Here is a 16,849-nt window from a genome sequence, read left to right on the forward strand (position 1 = left end):
GTGATTACAGGATAAATTAACGAATCCGTTTGACATACAGCGTGTATACACTGTTTGATTTCGACCAGAATCACATCGAATGTGACGCTGGCTTATCCTTTGGGGGCAAGTGCTAATGAGTGAAGACGCGGCAGATCATCAGCGTCCGGACGGCGGGCGGCTGGAGCTCGCCATCACCTTTTTTTATTACCGTGACCTGCCGAAGGCCATGCGCTTTTACGAAGATGTCATGGGCTTCACGCTCGCCATCGATCAGGGTTGGTCGAAGATTTATCACATGACGGGGCAGTCCCACGTCGGCCTGGTGGACGAAAGCCGCGGCATGCACCGATCGCACGACGTGAAGCCGGTGCAGCTCTGCATCCGCGTGCCGGATGTCGATGCCTGGCATGCCTATCTGGCCGGTCTGGGGATCGAAAGTCTCGGCAAGGTCTCCTCCAGCGAGCAACTGGGCATCCGGGCCTTCGTCCTGGAAGACCCGGAAGGCTATCAGATCGAAGTTCAATCCGCTCTCAAATGAGCACGCTCAAGAAAACCATCATTGAACGAGGGAGAACAAAAATGAGTGTATCGTTGAAAGGCCGGTCGTATCGCCGGTTTCAGGCCCGCCGGTTTCAGGCCCGCCGGTTTCAGGCCCGCCGGTTTCAGGCCCGCCGGTTTCTGGCCACAGCCTGTACGGTCGCGGCACTTCTGCCCGGCGCGGCGCTGGCCGAAGGGAAGTCGGTCACGATCGGACTGACCGCCGACCCCAGCCACCTCTATCCGCTGGCGGGTGAGGAGCTCTCGTCCAACATCATGTATTATCACCTCTACGATCCCCTGGTGAAACGCAACGCCGATCTGTCGTTCGGTCCCGGCCTCGCGGAAAGCTGGGATGTTCTGGACGACACCACCTGGCGCTTCAAACTGCGCGAAGGCGTGACCTTCCATAACGGCAACGCCCTGACCGCCGACGATGTGGTCTTCACGGTCGAGCATGCGCGCAAGTCGATCCGGCCCGATCTGGTCGCGAACATTGCTGAAGTCACAGCCGTCGACGACCTGACCGTCGAAATCAAAACGCCGCAGCCTTACGCTGTGCTCGCGATGGATCTGGCAGAGCTTCTTATCCTGGACCGGGAATACACCACCGCCACCGGCGATGAGCAGATGGATCTGAAGCCCGTCGGCACCGGTCCCTACAAGCTGACCGAATGGATCAAGGAAGAGAAACTGGTCCTGGAAGCCTTTGACGACTACTGGGCCGGCAAAGCCGGAATCCAGACGGTGACCTTCCGTCCGGTGACCAATCCGGCGACACGCACCGCGGCGCTGCTGACCGGTGAGGTGGACGTGATCCAGGATCTCGCGGTCCGCGACGTGGAGCGGGTGAAGCGGGAAGGAGACTTCGAAGTCCTGACCCGGCCAAGCCTGCTGAACGTGGTGCTCGCGATGGACACCCGTGAAAAGTCCCCGACCATCTCCCTGGCCAAGAACCCCATGACCGATGTGCGGGTGCGCGAGGCGATCGCGCGGGCGATCGATGTGGACGCCATCAACAAGATCGTCATGAACGGTCTCGCTACGCCCAGCACCCAGTATGTGCCGTCATCGCACCTGGGCTACGTGGAGGGGATGAACTTCCGCGAAATGTATCCCCATGACGTGGAAAAGGGCCTCGAGTTGATGAAGGAGGCCGGCTACGCCGACGGCTTCACCATGACGCTGGATGCCACCAACAACCGCTACGTCAACGATGCGCAGATTGCGCAGGCCCTGGCCTCGATGCTGGCCAAGGTCAACATCGACCTTCAGCTCAATATCATGCCGAAGTCGAACTTCTGGGGTTACATCCGTGTGCCGACGGAAAAATCCAGCTTCATCATGAGCGGCTGGGACGTACCCTCGGGCGATGCCGGCTCCATGTACGGCGCGCTCTTCTATACGCGGGGTCAGAAAGAAGGCTACGGACAGGTCAACCGCGGCAGCTACTCGAACCCGGAAGTCGATGCTCTGGTCGACAAGGCGGACAGCACCTCAAAGATCGAGGAGCGGGACGCGTATCTTCAGGAAGCGACCAAGATCCTGATGAAGGACATCCCGATGGTCCCGGTTCATTACGAGCAGGACATCTACGCCGTGCGCAAGGGCGTCACCCTGGAGCCGCGCGTGGACAAGTTCCTCTGGGCTTACGAGATGGACGTCGAATAATCACGTCATGACCGCAACTAGGCCCGGTGCTTTGTCGAGCGCCGGGCCGATTTTCTACTGTTCTCTTGAATTTTAGTATTGTGGCGCGCGGATGCTCGGTTATCTGACCAAACGGCTGATCCAGATGACGATCGTGCTCTGGGTCGTTTCGGTCATCGTCTTCATGATGATGAGCTTCACCGGCGATCCGGTTTTCATGGTGGTGCCCATCGACGCGACCGATGCCGAGATCGCGCAGGCGCGCCGGATCCTCGGGCTCGACCAGTCGCTCCTGGTTCAATACGTCAAGTTTCTCACCAGTATCTTCGAGGGCGACTTCGGACGCTCTTACGTCTTTCGTCAGCCCGCGCTCGAGCTGATCCTTCAGCGTATGCCCGCCACCGTCGAGATGGTGCTGGTGGCCATGTTGATCGCCCTCGTGATCTCGATCCCGCTGGGGGTCTACGCCGGCGCCAATCCCGAAAGCCGGATCAGCAAAACCATTATGGCCGGTTCGCTCTTGGGGATTTCCCTGCCGGGTTTCTGGGTCGGCATGATGTTGATCTATCTGCTGGCCGTGCAGTGGGGCTGGTTCCCTTCCTCGGGACGCGGCGATACGGTCGAAGTCCTGGGGATGCGGATCAGCCTGCTGACGGCCGATGGCTGGACGCACATTATTTTGCCGGCGGTAACGCTCTCGCTGGCGACCACGGCCATTATCCTGCGCATCACCCGCGCCGGCATGATGGAGGTCGCGCGGCAGGACTATATGAAGTTCGCCCGCGCGAAAGGCGTCGCGCCGCGTGACGTGCTCTTTCGCCATGGCCTGAAAAACTCTCTGATCCCGGTGGTGACCATCTTCGGCCTGCAGTTAGGTGATCTGATCGCCTTCGCCACCATCACCGAGACGATCTTTTCCTGGCCGGGCATGGGCAAGCTGCTGATCGATTCCATTTACCGCGCCGACCGGCCGGTGATCGTCGTCTATCTGATGCTGGTGGCCCTGATCTTCGTGGTCATCAACTTTCTGGTCGATCTGCTCTACACGCTGATCGATCCCCGCATCACGTTGAAATGAGGGACGTCATGCAGGGCTTTTTGAAATCGGAATTCTTCTTCAACTACCGGCGCAGCGCCTCGGCGATTATCGGCAGCGCACTGATGTTGGTGTTCGCGGTCTACGTCGCCTTCGGTCCCTGGCTGGTGGCGCAGAACCCCCATGACATTGCTTCCCTTGAACTGCTGGACTCCTTCAAACCGCCGGCCTGGCTGGAGGGCGGCGATCCACGCTATCTGCTCGGCACGGACGGACAGGGCCGGGATATTCTGGCAAGCGTGGTTTATGGCGCCCGCATTTCGGTGATGATTGGGGTCACGGCCATGCTCTGCTCCTGCCTGATCGGAACCGCGCTGGGGCTGCTGGCCGGCTTCTATCGCGGCGCAATCGATTCCTTCATCATGCGGATCGCCGACATTCAGCTCTCTTTCCCTTCGATCCTGATCGCGCTCTTCCTGATGTCGGCGGTGGGCACCGGGATCGACAAGGTGCTGATCGCGCTGACGGCGGTGGGCTGGGTGGTTTACGCCCGGACAGTGCGCGGTTCGACCCTGAGTGAGATCGAAAAGGAATATGTCCAGGCGGCGCGCGTTGCCGGGTTGCCCGACCGCAAGATTATTCTGAAGCATGTTCTGCCCAACGTCCTGACACCTCTGATTGTCATAGCTACCATTCAGGTCGGCACCTTCGTTCTGATCGAGGCCTCGCTGAGCTTCCTGGGAGTTGGTGTGCCGATCACCCAGCCGTCGCTGGGGCTCTTGGTGAAGAATGGCTTTGATGTGCTCTTCAGCGGTCTCTGGTGGACCTCGGCCTTTCCCGGGATGGCGATCATGATGCTGGTCTTCGGGATCAATCTCTTCGGCGACTTCCTGCGCGACGAACTGAATCCGAGGTTGAAATGAGCACCGGAAACCAGGCCCTGCTGGAGGTCCGCAATCTCAAGACGCGCTTCTACACCTTCGCCGGTGTGGTCAACGCAGTGGACGGGGTGAGCTTCACCGTGGGCCGGGGCGAGATTTTGGGCCTGGTCGGCGAGAGCGGCGGCGGCAAGTCGGTGATCGGCTTTTCGATTCTCGGACTGATCGATCCTCCCGGAAAGGTGGACGATGGGGAAATCCTCTTCGACGGCGTGGACCTGCGCAAGAAGTCGGAGAAAGAGATGCAGGATATCCGGGGCAAGGACATCGCCATGGTGTTCCAGGACCCCATGACTTCGCTCAATCCTTTGCAGACCGTAGGCCAGCAGATCGACGAGATGCTCCGCCTGCACAGTGAACTCGACGCAAAAGCGCGGCGGGCGCGCTGCATCGAAATGCTGACCGATGTCGGGATCTCGGAAGCGGAAAAACGCCTGAACAACTATCCGCACCAGTTTTCCGGCGGTATGCGCCAGCGGGTCGTGATCGCCATTGCCATGATCGCCGGGCCGCAGCTGATCATCGCCGACGAGCCGACCACTGCCCTCGACGTGACGATCCAGTCGCAGATCCTCAAGCTGATGAAACGGCAGGTGGGGGAGCGCCATGCCTCCATGATCCTCATCACCCACGACCTGGCCGTGGTCTCGCAGATGGCGAACGAGATCGTCGTGCTTTACTGCGGCAAGATTGTCGAGAAGGGTCCGAAGCAGGATCTGATCCGCAATCCGGCCCACCCCTATACTCAGGGCCTCCTGGGCTCGATCCCGAAACTCCATGGCCGCCAGGAACGCCTGACGCAGATCCCGGGCACGGTGCCCGATGTGCGCAACCTGCCGAAGGGCTGTAATTTCCGGGAGCGTTGTCCTTTCGCGCAGGCCCGTTGCGCAGAGGAGGAGCCGGAGCAGCAGGCCGTCGGTACAAATCGCTCCGTCGCCTGTCATTTTCCGCTGGAACAGGAGGCTGCGCCATGACCGCGTTTCTGGAGGTCGAAAACCTGGAGCAGCGCTTCGACGTCAGCGGTGGCCCGCTCGACCGCTTGCGCTTCGAGAACGGCGTGCCGACCATGGCGCGGCGGATCGTTCACGCGGTCAATGGCGTCAGCTTTTCCATTCAGCGTGGCGAGGTACTCGGGCTGGTCGGCGAGAGCGGCTGCGGCAAGTCCACTGTGGCCAAGACCATCGCCCGCATCTACCAGCCGACCGGGGGTGCAATCCGGATCGAGGGCGAAGACGTCGCGCAATACGATTACCGCAAGATGCTGCCGGTGCGGCGCAAGGTCCAGATGATCTTCCAGGATCCCTTTGCTTCGCTCAATCCACGCCAGCGGGTCCGGGACATCGTCATGGAACCCATGATCCAGCATGCGGAACCGAGCGACAAGACCATCGAGAAGCGGGCCATGGAGCTGCTGGCCCGGGTCGGGCTGCGGCCGGAACACGCCGACCGCTATCCGCACCAGTTCTCCGGCGGTCAGCGGCAACGCATCGGGATCGCGCGGGCCTTGTCCGTCGGGCCTCAACTGGTGATCGCCGACGAGCCGGTCTCCGCGCTCGATGTTTCGATTCAGGCGCAGATCCTCAACCTGATGATGGATCTGCGTGATGAGTTCGGGCTTTCCTATCTCTTCATCACCCACGACCTCTCGGTGGTGCGCCACATCAGCGACCGCATCGGTGTGATGTATCTCGGCTTCATGGTCGAGACCGCGCCGCGCGATAAGCTTTTCGAGGAGCCGCTGCATCCTTACACCCGTGCACTGCTGTCCGCCGCGCCGGCGATCGATCCGGATCCGGACGCCGAAGAAGAGATCGAACTGACCGGCGAGGTGCCCAACGCCTTTGACCTGCCGAGTGGCTGTTGCTTCCGCACCCGCTGCCCCTTTGCTTTCGAGCGCTGCAGCCGTGAACGCCCGGTGTTGAAGGAAGCCGCCTCGGGCCACCAGGTCGCCTGTCACCTGCTGGAGGAAGACACCTGATGCGCACCACCAGAATTCTTCAAGCGCGCCTGCAGATGGATGACCCGCACAACTGCACCGATGTCAACGATACGCTGACGGTGTTGGAGGCGCTCTACGACGCGCTGGTGCGGCGGGGTGAAACGGACGGCTTCGCGCCTGCGTTGGCAACCTCCTGGGAAGCATCGGATGACTGCCGGGAATGGCTCTTCCATCTGCGCGGCGATGTCCGTTTTCATGATGGCACGGCGCTCGATGCAGAGGCGGTCATTGCGTCTCTAAAGCGTATGGCACGGCCCGATATGGGCGTGACGCTCGGCGCACCCGGTGTCTATTCGCAGTATCTGACCGGTGCTCAATTCGAAGCACCGACGCCAGGCAGCGTCCGCATCCGGCTGGCAGAACCCATGGCCGACCTGCTCGATCTGCTGGTTTACGGCTACATCGTCGCGCCTTCGGTTCTGGATGACCCGATGGCACGGCCTTGCGGCACCGGCCCCTATATTTTCGAGTCTGCGGGCGCGGACTCTCTCGGGGCGCGCGCAAATCCCGATCATTTCGACGGCCCGCCGCGCCATGAAGGTATCGAGTGGCGTAAGGTCGCTGATGTGGCGGATCGCCTCGCGGCGCTGGAAAGGGGTGAGGCCGACGTCGCCAACGCCCTGGCCTTTGATGCCAAGCCGGAAGGAGCGACGGCTCAGACCTACCTCTCGCCAACCACGATCATCTATCTTTTCAATTCGGCCAAAGGTCCATTGCAGGACGGGCGTATCCGCCGGGCACTGAACCTGGCGTTGGATCGCGAGGCGCTCATTGCGGATGTCCTCGGCGGTGCGGGCGCGCCGCTGCAGGGCTTTCTCAGTCCCGCCCACATGGGCTATCTGCCTGAAGACGAAAAAGCGCCGCGCCCTGATGAAGTACGGGAACTTCTGCGGGAAGCGGGCGTGGGAGAGGGCTTGACGCTGGATGTCGATTGCCCCACCAGCCTGCCCAACGAAGCTCAGGCTCTGACGGCAGCCGTCGCGACACAGCTGGCACCCTACGGTGTGATCCTGAATGTCCGCATTCACGAAGATCGCGAAGCCTACGCCCACCGGGTCCGGCGCAGCGAGATCGCCGATATGTGCGTCTTCGACTCCAGCCCCTTGAGCACTTTCCGCGTGCTATGCGAAAAGATCGATTCCCGGGTGCAGGGCTCCTGGTGGCTGGGCTATGCCAATCGCGAGGTCGAGGCGCTGATCGATAAGGCGCGGGTGACCGGAGACGACCTGGCGCGCGAAAAGATCTTCCAGGACTGCCATCGTCTCTTGCGGGACGATCCGCCGTGGCTTTTCGTCTACAATCATCTGCGCAGGGTCGCGCTCCGAGGATCGCATCCGGACTGGCGGATGCGCCGGGACGGCGTGCTGGACGTGCGATCCTTGCCCCAGTTCGGAGGAGTCGCAGATGGCTGACCTGATCGTCCATGGCGGTGTTGTGATCCCCATGGACCCGGCCCGCAGAATCATCGACGACGGCGCGGTCGCGATGACCGGAGACCGCGTGGTCGCTGTCGGGCCGACAGAGGAAATTCTCGCGGCCCACGAGGCGCCGCGGAGAATCGATGCCGCGCGCAAGCTCGTCCTGCCGGGGCTGATCGACGTGCACGCCCATGCCGGTCATGGCCTGATCAAATCCATGGGCGCAAACACACCTGGAGCCTGGGAAGAACTTTGCGGGCGGGTTTATACGACCGGCTCCACCCCCGAATTCTGGCGGGCCGAAGCCGAACTGGCGGCGCTGGAGCGGCTGCGCTTCGGGGTGACCTGTGGTGTTTCTTTGTTGGGTGGCGGCGATACCATCATGCGTTCGGATGATCCGGTTCACGCGGCGGCTCATTGCGAGGGCGTGCTCGCTGTCGGTGTCAGAGACGTGGTCGCCATCGGGCCGACGCGGCCGCCCCATCCGCGCACTTATGCGGACTGGGAGGGTGAAACCCGCCACGACAAGCAAATCGATTTTGAAACCCAGCTCGCCACCTCCGCGCAGGTGGTCAAGGACTGGCACAAGACTCACGGCGAGCGTATCTCCGTCGCGCTGCTGACTCCGGTGCTGCGCAACGAGCACCTGGACGAACTCGGCCCGGCGCTGCTGGAAGAAGCCATGGAACAGACGCGCCGTGTCCGGCAGCTCTCGCGCGACAGCGGCACGATCTTTACTCAGGACGGCCACTGGCGCGGCTCCATCCAGCGCGCGCAGGAGATGGGCATACTCGGGCCGGATGCTCTGCTCAGCCACTGCATCGATATCAGCGAAGCGGAGATCGCTCTCTGTGCCGAGACCGACACCAAAATCGCGCACAACCCCAGCGCCATCGCCTCGGTCATGGGGCGCTGCCCCGCGACTGAACTGATGGACGCCGGTGTCACGGTTGCGCTGGGATCGGATGCCACGGCGCCGGACCGCTCGTCGGATATGTTCCGACATATGCAGCAGTGCATGCACTACCACCGGACTCATTTCCGGGATCCGGATATTCTGCCGCCGGGCCAGGTCCTGGCGATGGCCACTATCGACGCGGCCCGCGCGCTGGGCATGGAGCAGGAAATCGGCTCATTGGAATCGGGTAAGAAGGCGGACCTGCTGCTGCTCGATCTGGCGCGTCCGCATCTTTACCCGCTGAATATGCCGGCCTATCGTGCGGTCTGCTTCGCCAACGGCAATGACGTTCATAGCGTGATCGTCAATGGCGAAGTGGTTCTGGAAAACCGGCGGGCCGTGAAGATCGATGAAACCGCTGTTTTGGAGACCGCGCAGCTGGAGTGCGAGCGCATGATCGCGCGCAACGACGCAGCGGATCTGTTGGGCATGCCGGAGGACTTTTTTGGCCCGGCGCGGCAAGGGGAGGGGATGGAGAATGAGTAACGGAACTTCGGGACAGACACTCTACGTGATCAACCCCAACTCCTCGACCAAGGTCACCGAGGGCATCGATGCGGCCATGGCGCCTCTGCGCCAAAACACATCGTTGCCCATCGTTTGCCGCACGCTCGCCGAGGGGCCGCCGGGCATCGAGAGTCAGCGGGACGCGGACGGCGTAATCGCGCCTTTGCTGGCCCATTGCCTGGCTCTGGAAAACAGCGCTGCCGGTTTTGTGGTCGCCTGTTTCGGAGACCCCGGTTTGCATGCCCTGCGGGACGCTACCCGCAAACCGGTCCTGGGCATTGCCGAGTCTGCGGTCCTGACCGCCATGAGCCTGGGGCAGCGGTTCGGCGTGATCTCGATCCTCTCGCCTTCGGTCCCGCGCCATATGCGGTACTTCGGCGCCATGGGGGTCATGAACCGCCTGGCGGGCGATCTACCGCTCGGCCTGGGCGTCGCTGAACTCTCGGACGAAACGCGCACCCTGACCCGGATGGTCGAGGTTGGCCATACACTGCGATATGGCCATGGCGCCGATGTTTTGATCATGGGTTGCGCGGGCATGGCACGTTATAGGGACACATTAGAAAAGGAAACCGGCCTGCCGGTGGTCGAACCCTCTCAGGCCGCAGCCGCCATGGCGCTGGGTCAGATTGCATTGGGTTGGGCTCACCGGTCCGGACAAGATGAGGAAGCAAGGTAATGCCAGATTTAACGAAAGCGGCCTTTACTGAGGCCGCGCGCGGCGTCTATGTGATCGCGCCCACGCCCTTCATGGAAAACGGGGTGCTGGATATGGAGAGCACCGACCGCATGGTCGACTTCTTCCTGGAGAAGGGGGCCGACGGCCTGACCGTACTTGGTATGATGGGTGAAGCGCCGAAACTGACCCTGGAGGAATCGCAAGCCTTCGTTCAGCGTGTCCTGGCGCGGGTGCAGGGCAGGGTGCCGGTCATCGTCGGCGTCTCCGCCGCCGGTTTCGCGCAGATGGGCGCGCTGAGTGAGATGGTTATGGGCGACGGCGCCAGCGGTGTCATGGTTGCGCCGCCCTCCAGCCTGAAATCAGACGAGCAGATTGTGAACTACTACAGCATGGTCGCAGAGACGGTGGGCGAACAAACGCCCTTCGTGCTGCAGGACTTCCCGCTGGTCACCAACGTCTTCGTGCCGGTTTCGGTCATCCTGAAGATCGTCGGGGAACTGCCGAACTGCGTCTGCCTGAAGCATGAGGATTGGCCGGGCCTCACGAAGGTATCGGCCTTGCGATCCGCGAGCGATGAGGGCGCGCGGCGGATCTCGATCCTTTGCGGCAACGGCGGTCTCTTCCTGCCCGAAGAGCTGGCGCGCGGGGCGGACGGCGCCATGACCGGTTTTGCCTATCCGGAAATGATGGTCGAGATCTGCCGCCTGCATGCCGCCGGGGAGACCGAGCGCGCCCGCGATGTTTTCGACGCTTACCTGCCCCTGGTGCGCTATGAGCAACAGCCGGGTCTCGGCCTGGCGTTGCGCAAGTACACGCTGGCGAAGCGTGGTATCATCGCCCAGTCCAAGCTGCGGCGTCCCGGGCCAAGTTTGAGCGCTACGGACATTGCGGAGCTGGAAAAGCTGATCGCGCGCCAGACTGCCCGTTTGCAGCACCTGAACTGATACTATCTTTTAGTGACACGAGCGACTTCAAGAGACGGAGAAAGTGGGAATGACTGAATTCGATCTGGCCGTGCGTGGCGGAACCGTGGTGACGGCCGCCTCGAAGATGACCTGCGATGTCGGCATCAAGGACGGCGAGATCGTCGCCCTCGCCAAGCAGCTCGGTCCTGCCGCGAGGGACATCGATGCGGCGGGCAAGCTTGTTTTGCCTGGCGGCATAGAGGGGCATTGCCATATCGAGCAAAAATCCTCCTCCGGCCTGATGACCTCCGATGACTTCAAGAGCGCGACCATCTCCGCGGCCTTCGGCGGTAACACGACGGTGATCCCCTTTGCCGCGCAGCACCGGGGCGATTCCCTGCGCAAGACCGTGGAGGACTACCACGCCTGCGCCGCGCCCAAATCCGTCATCGACTACGCCTACCACCTGATCGTCTCAGACCCGACCCCCGAAGTGCTCGGGCAGGAACTGCCCGCGCTGATCAAGGACGGCTTTACCTCCTTCAAGGTCTACATGACCTACGATGCGCTGCGCCTCGACGACCGGCAGATGCTGGAGGTGCTTTCCACTGCCCGGCGGGAAGGGGCGCTGGTCATGGTGCATGCGGAAAATCACGAGATGATCCGCTGGCTGACCGAGAAGCTGGTCGACAGGAATAACGTCGAACCCAAGTATCACGCGGTCAGCCACAGCCGCCTGGGCGAGAGCGAAGCGACCCACCGGGCCATTGCGCTGGCCCAACTGGTCGATACGCCGCTGCTAATCGTGCATGTCTCTTCTGAAGAAGCGACTTCCGAAATCCGCAAGGCACAGGACCAGGGCCTCAAGATTTATGGCGAGACCTGCCCGCAGTATCTCTTCCTGACTGTCGAAGATCTGGACAAGCAGGGCATGGAAGGCGCGAAGTTCTGCTGCAGCCCGCCGCCGCGCGATGTCCAGGCGCAGGAAGCCGTCTGGCGCGGCCTGCAGAACGGGACCTTCCAGGTTTTCTCCTCCGACCATTCACCCTACAGCTTCGATGAGAAGGGCAAACTCAGCGCCGGCCCGAACCCGCCTTTCCCGAAGATCGCCAACGGTGTCCCGGGGATCGAGCTGCGCATGCCCCTGCTGTTCTCCGAAGGTGTTCGCAAGGGCCGGATCGATATCCACAAGTTCGTGGAGGTCACCTCGACTAACGTCGCCCGGCTCTACGGCCTCTTTCCACGCAAGGGGACCATTGCCATCGGCGCCGACGCGGACCTGGCCATCTGGGATCCGGATCTGGAACGCACGGTGCGCTATGCGGACTTGCACGATCTCGCGGGTTACACCCCCTATGAAGGCAAGAAGATCACCGGCTGGCCCACGACCGTGGTCAACCGGGGGCGCATCGTCGTCAGCGAGAATACTCTGCAGGTCGAGCCGGGGTCCGGGGAGTTCCTGGCGCGCGAAAGCTCTGAGTTCGCGGCGCCGCTCGGGCAGCTCGCGCCCGAGACTGATCCGGCCCGGAACTTCGGGGCCCAAATTCTATAACGCCGATTCTATAGGAAGATGCCGGTTTCACTTCAGACGTGGTGAAAACCGAACTTCTGCAACAGCTCGGTCAGGATCTTCCCGGCCTGCACCCGGTGCGCGGTGTGGAGTGATCGGGCGCGCTCCGGGTCGCGTGCGCGGATCGCCCGCAGCACGTTGCGATGATCGTCGTTCGACTTGGTCGGGCTGGGCCTGAGATAGAGAGTCAGAGACCGGACCCGGCGGACCTGATCGTTATACATCTCGACGATGCTTGCGATGCGCGAGTTTCCGCCCAGGCGGATCAGCTCGTTGTGAAAGACTTCGTCGGCGATGGCCCAGGCCTCGCGCTCGTCCAGTTCCAGCGCCTTATCCATATTGGCGATGGCATGCTCCGCGGTCGCGAAGTCCTCGTCCGTCAGGTCTTTCTTCGCGGCCAGTTCGGCGGACAGCCCCTCGAGTTCGGTGAGGATCTGATAAATCTCGGTCATGTCTTCTGTGGAGAGGGCGAGAATTTTGACACCGCGCCGCGGTTTGACCTCCAGCAGGCCCTGCGCTTCCAGGATCAGAGTGGCCTCGCGGATCGGCGTGCGCGACATGCCCAGGCGCTTGGCGAGCTCGCTTTCCAGGTGGCTTGAGCCCGCCGGGAGTTTGTTCTCAAGAATGAGTTTCTTGATGATTTCAATGGCGACCTGGGTGCTCGACTTGCCCCGCGCGTCGCGTCCCAGACCGGGCCCAATGTCTGTTTCGATACTCATTCCGTCCCCAATCTTCCGGCTTCTTTTGGCCGTTGCCTCTGCGGTCCCTCCGGCTTCAACCTTACTTCTGCAACTGCCGGTTCACTTTTCTGCCGATTGCGCGTCAACGATGCGCCCGCCAGCGAAAGTCTGCAAGATTTTCCGCGATACTGCGGCACGTCCCGGTCCTTTTCCGCAGGTATCCCGCCCGGAAAAAGGCGGAAATTTCCGATGATGCCTGTTGAAAACCAGTCCGTTTCGCGGCTGGTCACGAAAAGGATCTGTTCTGTGGAAGAGCCGGGTTTTGGATCTAATCCACTGACCGCACAGTTAATCACACGGTTAATGGCACGGTGCTCTCTCGCAGGCTATCTCCCCTGAAAGCATTCCTTGCAGGTTCAGTTGGCAACTTCCGTGCCATTGCATCACTTAGTAGCTTGATTTAACGCGTTTGACAATAAATACATCAATGCATACATTAAATTATACAAAAAATACCTGCTTACTCGGAGGAAAACATGAGACGCACATTTTTAAAGCTGGGCACGGCGGCCGCCGTCCTGATGGCCATGGGCTCGGCCGTTCAGGCCCAGGAATACCCCTTCCGTGACATTACGACCGCCGTTGTATGGGGTGCCGGTGGAGGTACGGATTCCATCAACCGCATGATTATGGCCGAGATGGAGAAGCATCTGCCGGTCGGCATCAGCGTGACCAACCAGACCGGCGGCGTTGCCGGTTCCAACGGCATGGTCTACGTCATGAATCAGCCGGACGACGGCTACACCCTGGTGGGCCTGTCTGAATCTAACGTTACGGCCGCTGTACAGGGCGGCTGGGACAAGAAATTCGAATTCTGGCATCCCTTTATTGTCGGCGGTTCTCCGGACCTGATTTCGGTTCCCGCCAATTCTCCTTACAACACGCTTCAGGAACTGGTCGATGCCGCCAAGGCCGCGCCGGGCACCATCCCTGCCGCGGCTTCGGGCTCCGGCTCTATCCATCACCTGAACCTGCTGGCGATCGAAAACGGCTCGGGCAGCAAGTTCAAGTTCGTGCCTTACAAAGGCTCCGCACCGGGTCAGGAAGCTGCGATTGCCGGTGAAGTTGCCCTGGTGGTGACCTCGCTCGCCGAGCAGGCGCCGCTGATCAAGGGCGGTCAGCTCAAGCCGCTCGCGATGCTGACGCCGGATGCCGCGACCTTTGAAGGTAAGGAAATTCCGTCGGCTTTTTCGATGTACGACGGATTGGACAAGTACCTTCCCCTGAAGCAGGCCATTGGCTTTGCCGTCCATGCCTCGGCATCGGATGATGTGAAGGCCAAGCTGACGGCGGCTTTCGATAAGGCCATCGCGTCTGACGTCGTTGCCGAGTGGGCCAAGGCCAACAACTACGATGTCTCGGGTCAGTCCGGTGCGGAAGCTTCGGCGATCTTCTCCAAGCTGGAGAGCACCTTTGCCTGGACACTTTGGGACCTGAAAGCGGCGAAAGTCGACCCTGCCAAGTTGGGTATTCCGAAGCCGTAAGCCGTCTTTAGCGACGACGTCTCGATAGAGAAATGCAGGCCGGTGTCCGGTCTGTGATCCCCTTCCATCCGGAAGCATCACAGGCCGGTATCGGCCTGCAGATCGCGTTCGAAAGCAAGAGTAATGGACGATAAAGCGGTTCTCCGTGCGCGCGACTTCTGGACCGCGCTCGTGCTCCTGGCGGTCAGCATCTTTTTCCTGATCCGGACCACGGATATTCCCTTTCTCAACAGTAAAGCAGCCGGGGTCGACTCAGCCGAGTGGTATAACTCGGCGGCGCTGGTGCCCTTTGGGATTTTCGGTTCGCTCTTCCTGCTCTCCTTGGTGCTCCTGTCCATTGCCATCCGCGAGGGTGGGGCCGCGCGCGCCTTGAGTGCTGTCGGTGTCGGCCTCGACATGGACGAGCTCAGACGTCTGTCGGCCATTGCCGTCATTCTCTTTTGCTACATCTTCGGTCTGGTCCCGCGGGTCGACTTCATCGTCAGTTCCGCGCTGATGATCACCTGCCTGATCTGGGGTTTTCACGGCGGTTCGCGGACCGCCATGCTGATCAGCAGCATCGCGATCGCGCTGCCTGCTCTTTATGCCTCGGTCATGCATTTCGGCCGGGATCAGTGGTCGAAACCGCTGGATGACGACTGGGTGACGCTCGCCGCTTTTGTCGTCCTGACCGCCGTCATGTTCTGGCATGCGCGGCGCGACCGGGAGGGCAGGACGGTGGTGCGCATTACACCGGCCGTCGCAATCATCTGTCCCCTGATCCTGGTATTGGCGATGGCCTTCGGCTTCCGGCAGAACGTGCCGAACCGCACGGGCCTTGTCTTCAAGCAGATTGAGTACCACTACTACGTAACGGTGAAGCCGTTGTTCCAGGGGAAGTAACAATGGACTTCGTCCTCACGCAACTCTCGGGTTTTTCCACCTCGCTTTTCGCCCTGGTGCTGGACCCGGTCACCTATTTTTACCTGATCCCTTCGGTTTTTCTGGGGATTGTCTTCGGCGCTTTGCCCGGCCTCACCGCGACACTCGCGGTCACTATTCTCACCGGCTTCTTCGGCAACAAGTTTCCCCTCGACCAGGCGCTAATTGCCCTGATTGGCGCGTACGTGGGTGCGATCTACGGCGGTTCCTATCCTTCCATCCTGCTCAACATTCCCGGCACGGCGGCTTCTGCCGCAACGGCGATGGACGGTTACCCCCTGACCAAACAGGGCAAGGGCGGGCAGGCGCTGGGGCTCACCACAACCGCTTCCTTTATCGGCACGCTCTTCGGCACCTTTTGCCTGCTCGTCTTCGTGTGGGTTCTGCTTGCGGTCTCGAAGAACATTGCCTCCCCGGAGAAAGCGCTGCTCGCGCTCTTCGGTATCGTTCTTTCCGGCACCCTGATGTCCAAGGACCTGGTCATCAAAGGCTGGATCTCGGGGCTGATCGGACTGGCTATGGCCATGGTCGGTCTCGACCCCTTGCTGTCGGAAGAACGCTACGTCTTTGAATGGTCCTACCTTCTCTCCGGTTTTCAGGTGGTCCCGGTTCTGATGGGCGCCTTCGCCATTCCGCAGATCATGGAGGGCGCGCGGCACGCGGTCATGGTTGGCAAGACACCCAAGATCGGACGCATCGTTCCGGAAATCGGCGAAGTGGTCCGGCGCATGCCCAGCATTCTGCGCTCCGGCGGGATCGGCACCGGGGTCGGGGCGCTGCCCGGCGTCGGTGAGGATGTCGCCGGTTGGGTGTCCTACGGCGTCGGTAAAGCCGCCTCGAAAGAGGGAGACAAGTTCGGTCAGGGTTCAAAGGACGGCCTGATCAGTGCCGAAGCCGCGAACAACGCGGCCATCGGCGGCGCGCTGATCCCGCTTCTGGTTCTGGGTATTCCCGGCTCGCCGCCTGCTGCGGCGCTGTTGGGCGCACTTAAGATCAACAACGTCATTCCCGGACCGACCATCGACCCGGCGCTGATCCTGCATGTGGTGGCTATTCTTGTGCTGGCGTCCCTGACCATGCTGCTGATGGGCCTCTTTACCGCCCGGGTCTTTATCATGGTGCTCAGGATTCCGCAGACCGTGTTCCTGCCTGTGGTCATGGTTCTGACCACGATCGGCTCCTTCTCGGTCGGCGGCGGCATCAACGACCTCTTCCTGATGATCGGGGTCGGCTTCGTCGCCTACGCGATGAACCGGATGCACTATCCCATCGCGCCGCTGGTCATCGGCGTCATTCTGGGTGGTCTCTTCGATGAGACTTTCCGGCGTTCCCTGCTGATTTCCGACGGCGACCTCTCGGTTTTCGTCTCCCGGCCCGGCGCGGCGATCCTCCTACTGCTGAATGTGGCGCTGGTTTTGAGCCAGATTCCGGCCATCAAACGTCTTGGCGCACGGCTGAAACCCGGCACCTCATAGCGCCCCCAAGCCCGCGCCCAGGGGCTCCGCTCGCGCGAGCGTGCGTTGAC

The 16,849-nt window shown here is 61.4% G+C and carries 15 protein-coding genes; 14 read left to right on the forward strand and 1 reads right to left on the reverse strand.

All coding sequences use genetic code 11. From position 1 onward, the window contains the following. The first annotated feature begins 115 nt into the window (after positions 1–115). From FKG95_RS06070 to hydA, 11 genes are all read left to right on the forward strand, one after another. Positions 116–520: a VOC family protein gene (locus tag FKG95_RS06070; RefSeq protein WP_142895436.1), complete on the forward strand. Its 405-nt coding sequence runs from the start codon at positions 116–118 to the stop codon at positions 518–520. A 41-nt stretch (positions 521–561) separates the two neighbouring features. Beyond that, a complete protein-coding gene (locus FKG95_RS06075; RefSeq protein WP_142895437.1) occupies positions 562–2,190 on the forward strand; it encodes an ABC transporter substrate-binding protein in 1,629 nt (542 codons plus the stop codon). 91 nt (positions 2,191–2,281) lie between these two features. Beyond that, complete coding sequence (locus FKG95_RS06080) at positions 2,282–3,247, forward strand: ABC transporter permease (protein ID WP_142895438.1); 966 nt, start codon at positions 2,282–2,284, stop codon at positions 3,245–3,247. 8 nt (positions 3,248–3,255) lie between these two features. Continuing rightward, complete coding sequence (locus FKG95_RS06085; RefSeq protein WP_142895439.1) at positions 3,256–4,128, forward strand: ABC transporter permease; 873 nt, start codon at positions 3,256–3,258, stop codon at positions 4,126–4,128. Then, positions 4,125–5,117 carry an ABC transporter ATP-binding protein gene (locus FKG95_RS06090; protein ID WP_142895440.1) on the forward strand — a complete coding sequence of 331 codons (993 nt, stop codon included), beginning with the start codon at positions 4,125–4,127 and terminating at the stop codon, positions 5,115–5,117. Before FKG95_RS06085 ends, FKG95_RS06090 begins: the two co-directional genes overlap by 4 nt. Then, a complete protein-coding gene (locus FKG95_RS06095) occupies positions 5,114–6,121 on the forward strand; it encodes an ABC transporter ATP-binding protein (RefSeq protein ID WP_142895441.1) in 1,008 nt (335 codons plus the stop codon). Before FKG95_RS06090 ends, FKG95_RS06095 begins: the two co-directional genes overlap by 4 nt. Further along, positions 6,121–7,554 (forward strand): ABC transporter substrate-binding protein, encoded by a 1,434-nt coding sequence (locus FKG95_RS06100; protein ID WP_142895442.1) that lies wholly within the window; start codon positions 6,121–6,123, stop codon positions 7,552–7,554. Before FKG95_RS06095 ends, FKG95_RS06100 begins: the two co-directional genes overlap by 1 nt. Beyond that, a complete protein-coding gene (locus FKG95_RS06105) occupies positions 7,547–9,004 on the forward strand; it encodes an amidohydrolase family protein (RefSeq protein ID WP_142895443.1) in 1,458 nt (485 codons plus the stop codon). Before FKG95_RS06100 ends, FKG95_RS06105 begins: the two co-directional genes overlap by 8 nt. After that, a complete protein-coding gene (locus tag FKG95_RS06110; RefSeq protein WP_142895444.1) occupies positions 8,997–9,704 on the forward strand; it encodes an aspartate/glutamate racemase family protein in 708 nt (235 codons plus the stop codon). Before FKG95_RS06105 ends, FKG95_RS06110 begins: the two co-directional genes overlap by 8 nt. Beyond that, on the forward strand, positions 9,704–10,648 hold the full coding sequence (locus FKG95_RS06115) for a dihydrodipicolinate synthase family protein (RefSeq protein WP_142895445.1): 945 nt from the start codon (positions 9,704–9,706) through the stop codon (positions 10,646–10,648). Before FKG95_RS06110 ends, FKG95_RS06115 begins: the two co-directional genes overlap by 1 nt. A gap of 49 nt (positions 10,649–10,697) precedes the next feature. Further along, positions 10,698–12,161 (forward strand): dihydropyrimidinase, encoded by a 1,464-nt coding sequence (gene hydA, locus FKG95_RS06120; protein ID WP_142895446.1) that lies wholly within the window; start codon positions 10,698–10,700, stop codon positions 12,159–12,161. Positions 12,162–12,193: 32 nt separating this feature from the next. On the opposite strand, the gene FKG95_RS06125 is transcribed toward hydA, so the two are convergent. Beyond that, a complete protein-coding gene (locus FKG95_RS06125) occupies positions 12,194–12,898 on the reverse strand; it encodes a GntR family transcriptional regulator (RefSeq protein ID WP_142895447.1) in 705 nt (234 codons plus the stop codon). A gap of 497 nt (positions 12,899–13,395) precedes the next feature. On the opposite strand from FKG95_RS06125, the gene FKG95_RS06130 reads away from it, so the two are divergent. The 3 genes from FKG95_RS06130 to FKG95_RS06140 all read left to right on the forward strand — a co-directional run bounded on the left by FKG95_RS06130 (position 13,396) and on the right by FKG95_RS06140 (position 16,799). Continuing rightward, positions 13,396–14,403 (forward strand): Bug family tripartite tricarboxylate transporter substrate binding protein, encoded by a 1,008-nt coding sequence (locus tag FKG95_RS06130; protein WP_142895448.1) that lies wholly within the window; start codon positions 13,396–13,398, stop codon positions 14,401–14,403. A gap of 123 nt (positions 14,404–14,526) precedes the next feature. After that, positions 14,527–15,285, forward strand: coding sequence for a hypothetical protein (locus tag FKG95_RS06135; protein WP_142895449.1), 759 nt, complete (start codon positions 14,527–14,529; stop codon positions 15,283–15,285). Between the two features lie 2 nt (positions 15,286–15,287). Beyond that, a complete protein-coding gene (locus FKG95_RS06140) occupies positions 15,288–16,799 on the forward strand; it encodes a tripartite tricarboxylate transporter permease (protein ID WP_142895450.1) in 1,512 nt (503 codons plus the stop codon). Positions 16,800–16,849: the final 50 nt, after the last annotated feature.

Origin of the sequence: Denitrobaculum tricleocarpae, from assembly GCF_007004665.1 — a bacterium.
In the GTDB taxonomy this organism is placed as follows: Bacteria; Pseudomonadota; Alphaproteobacteria; order Kiloniellales; family Kiloniellaceae; genus Denitrobaculum; species Denitrobaculum tricleocarpae.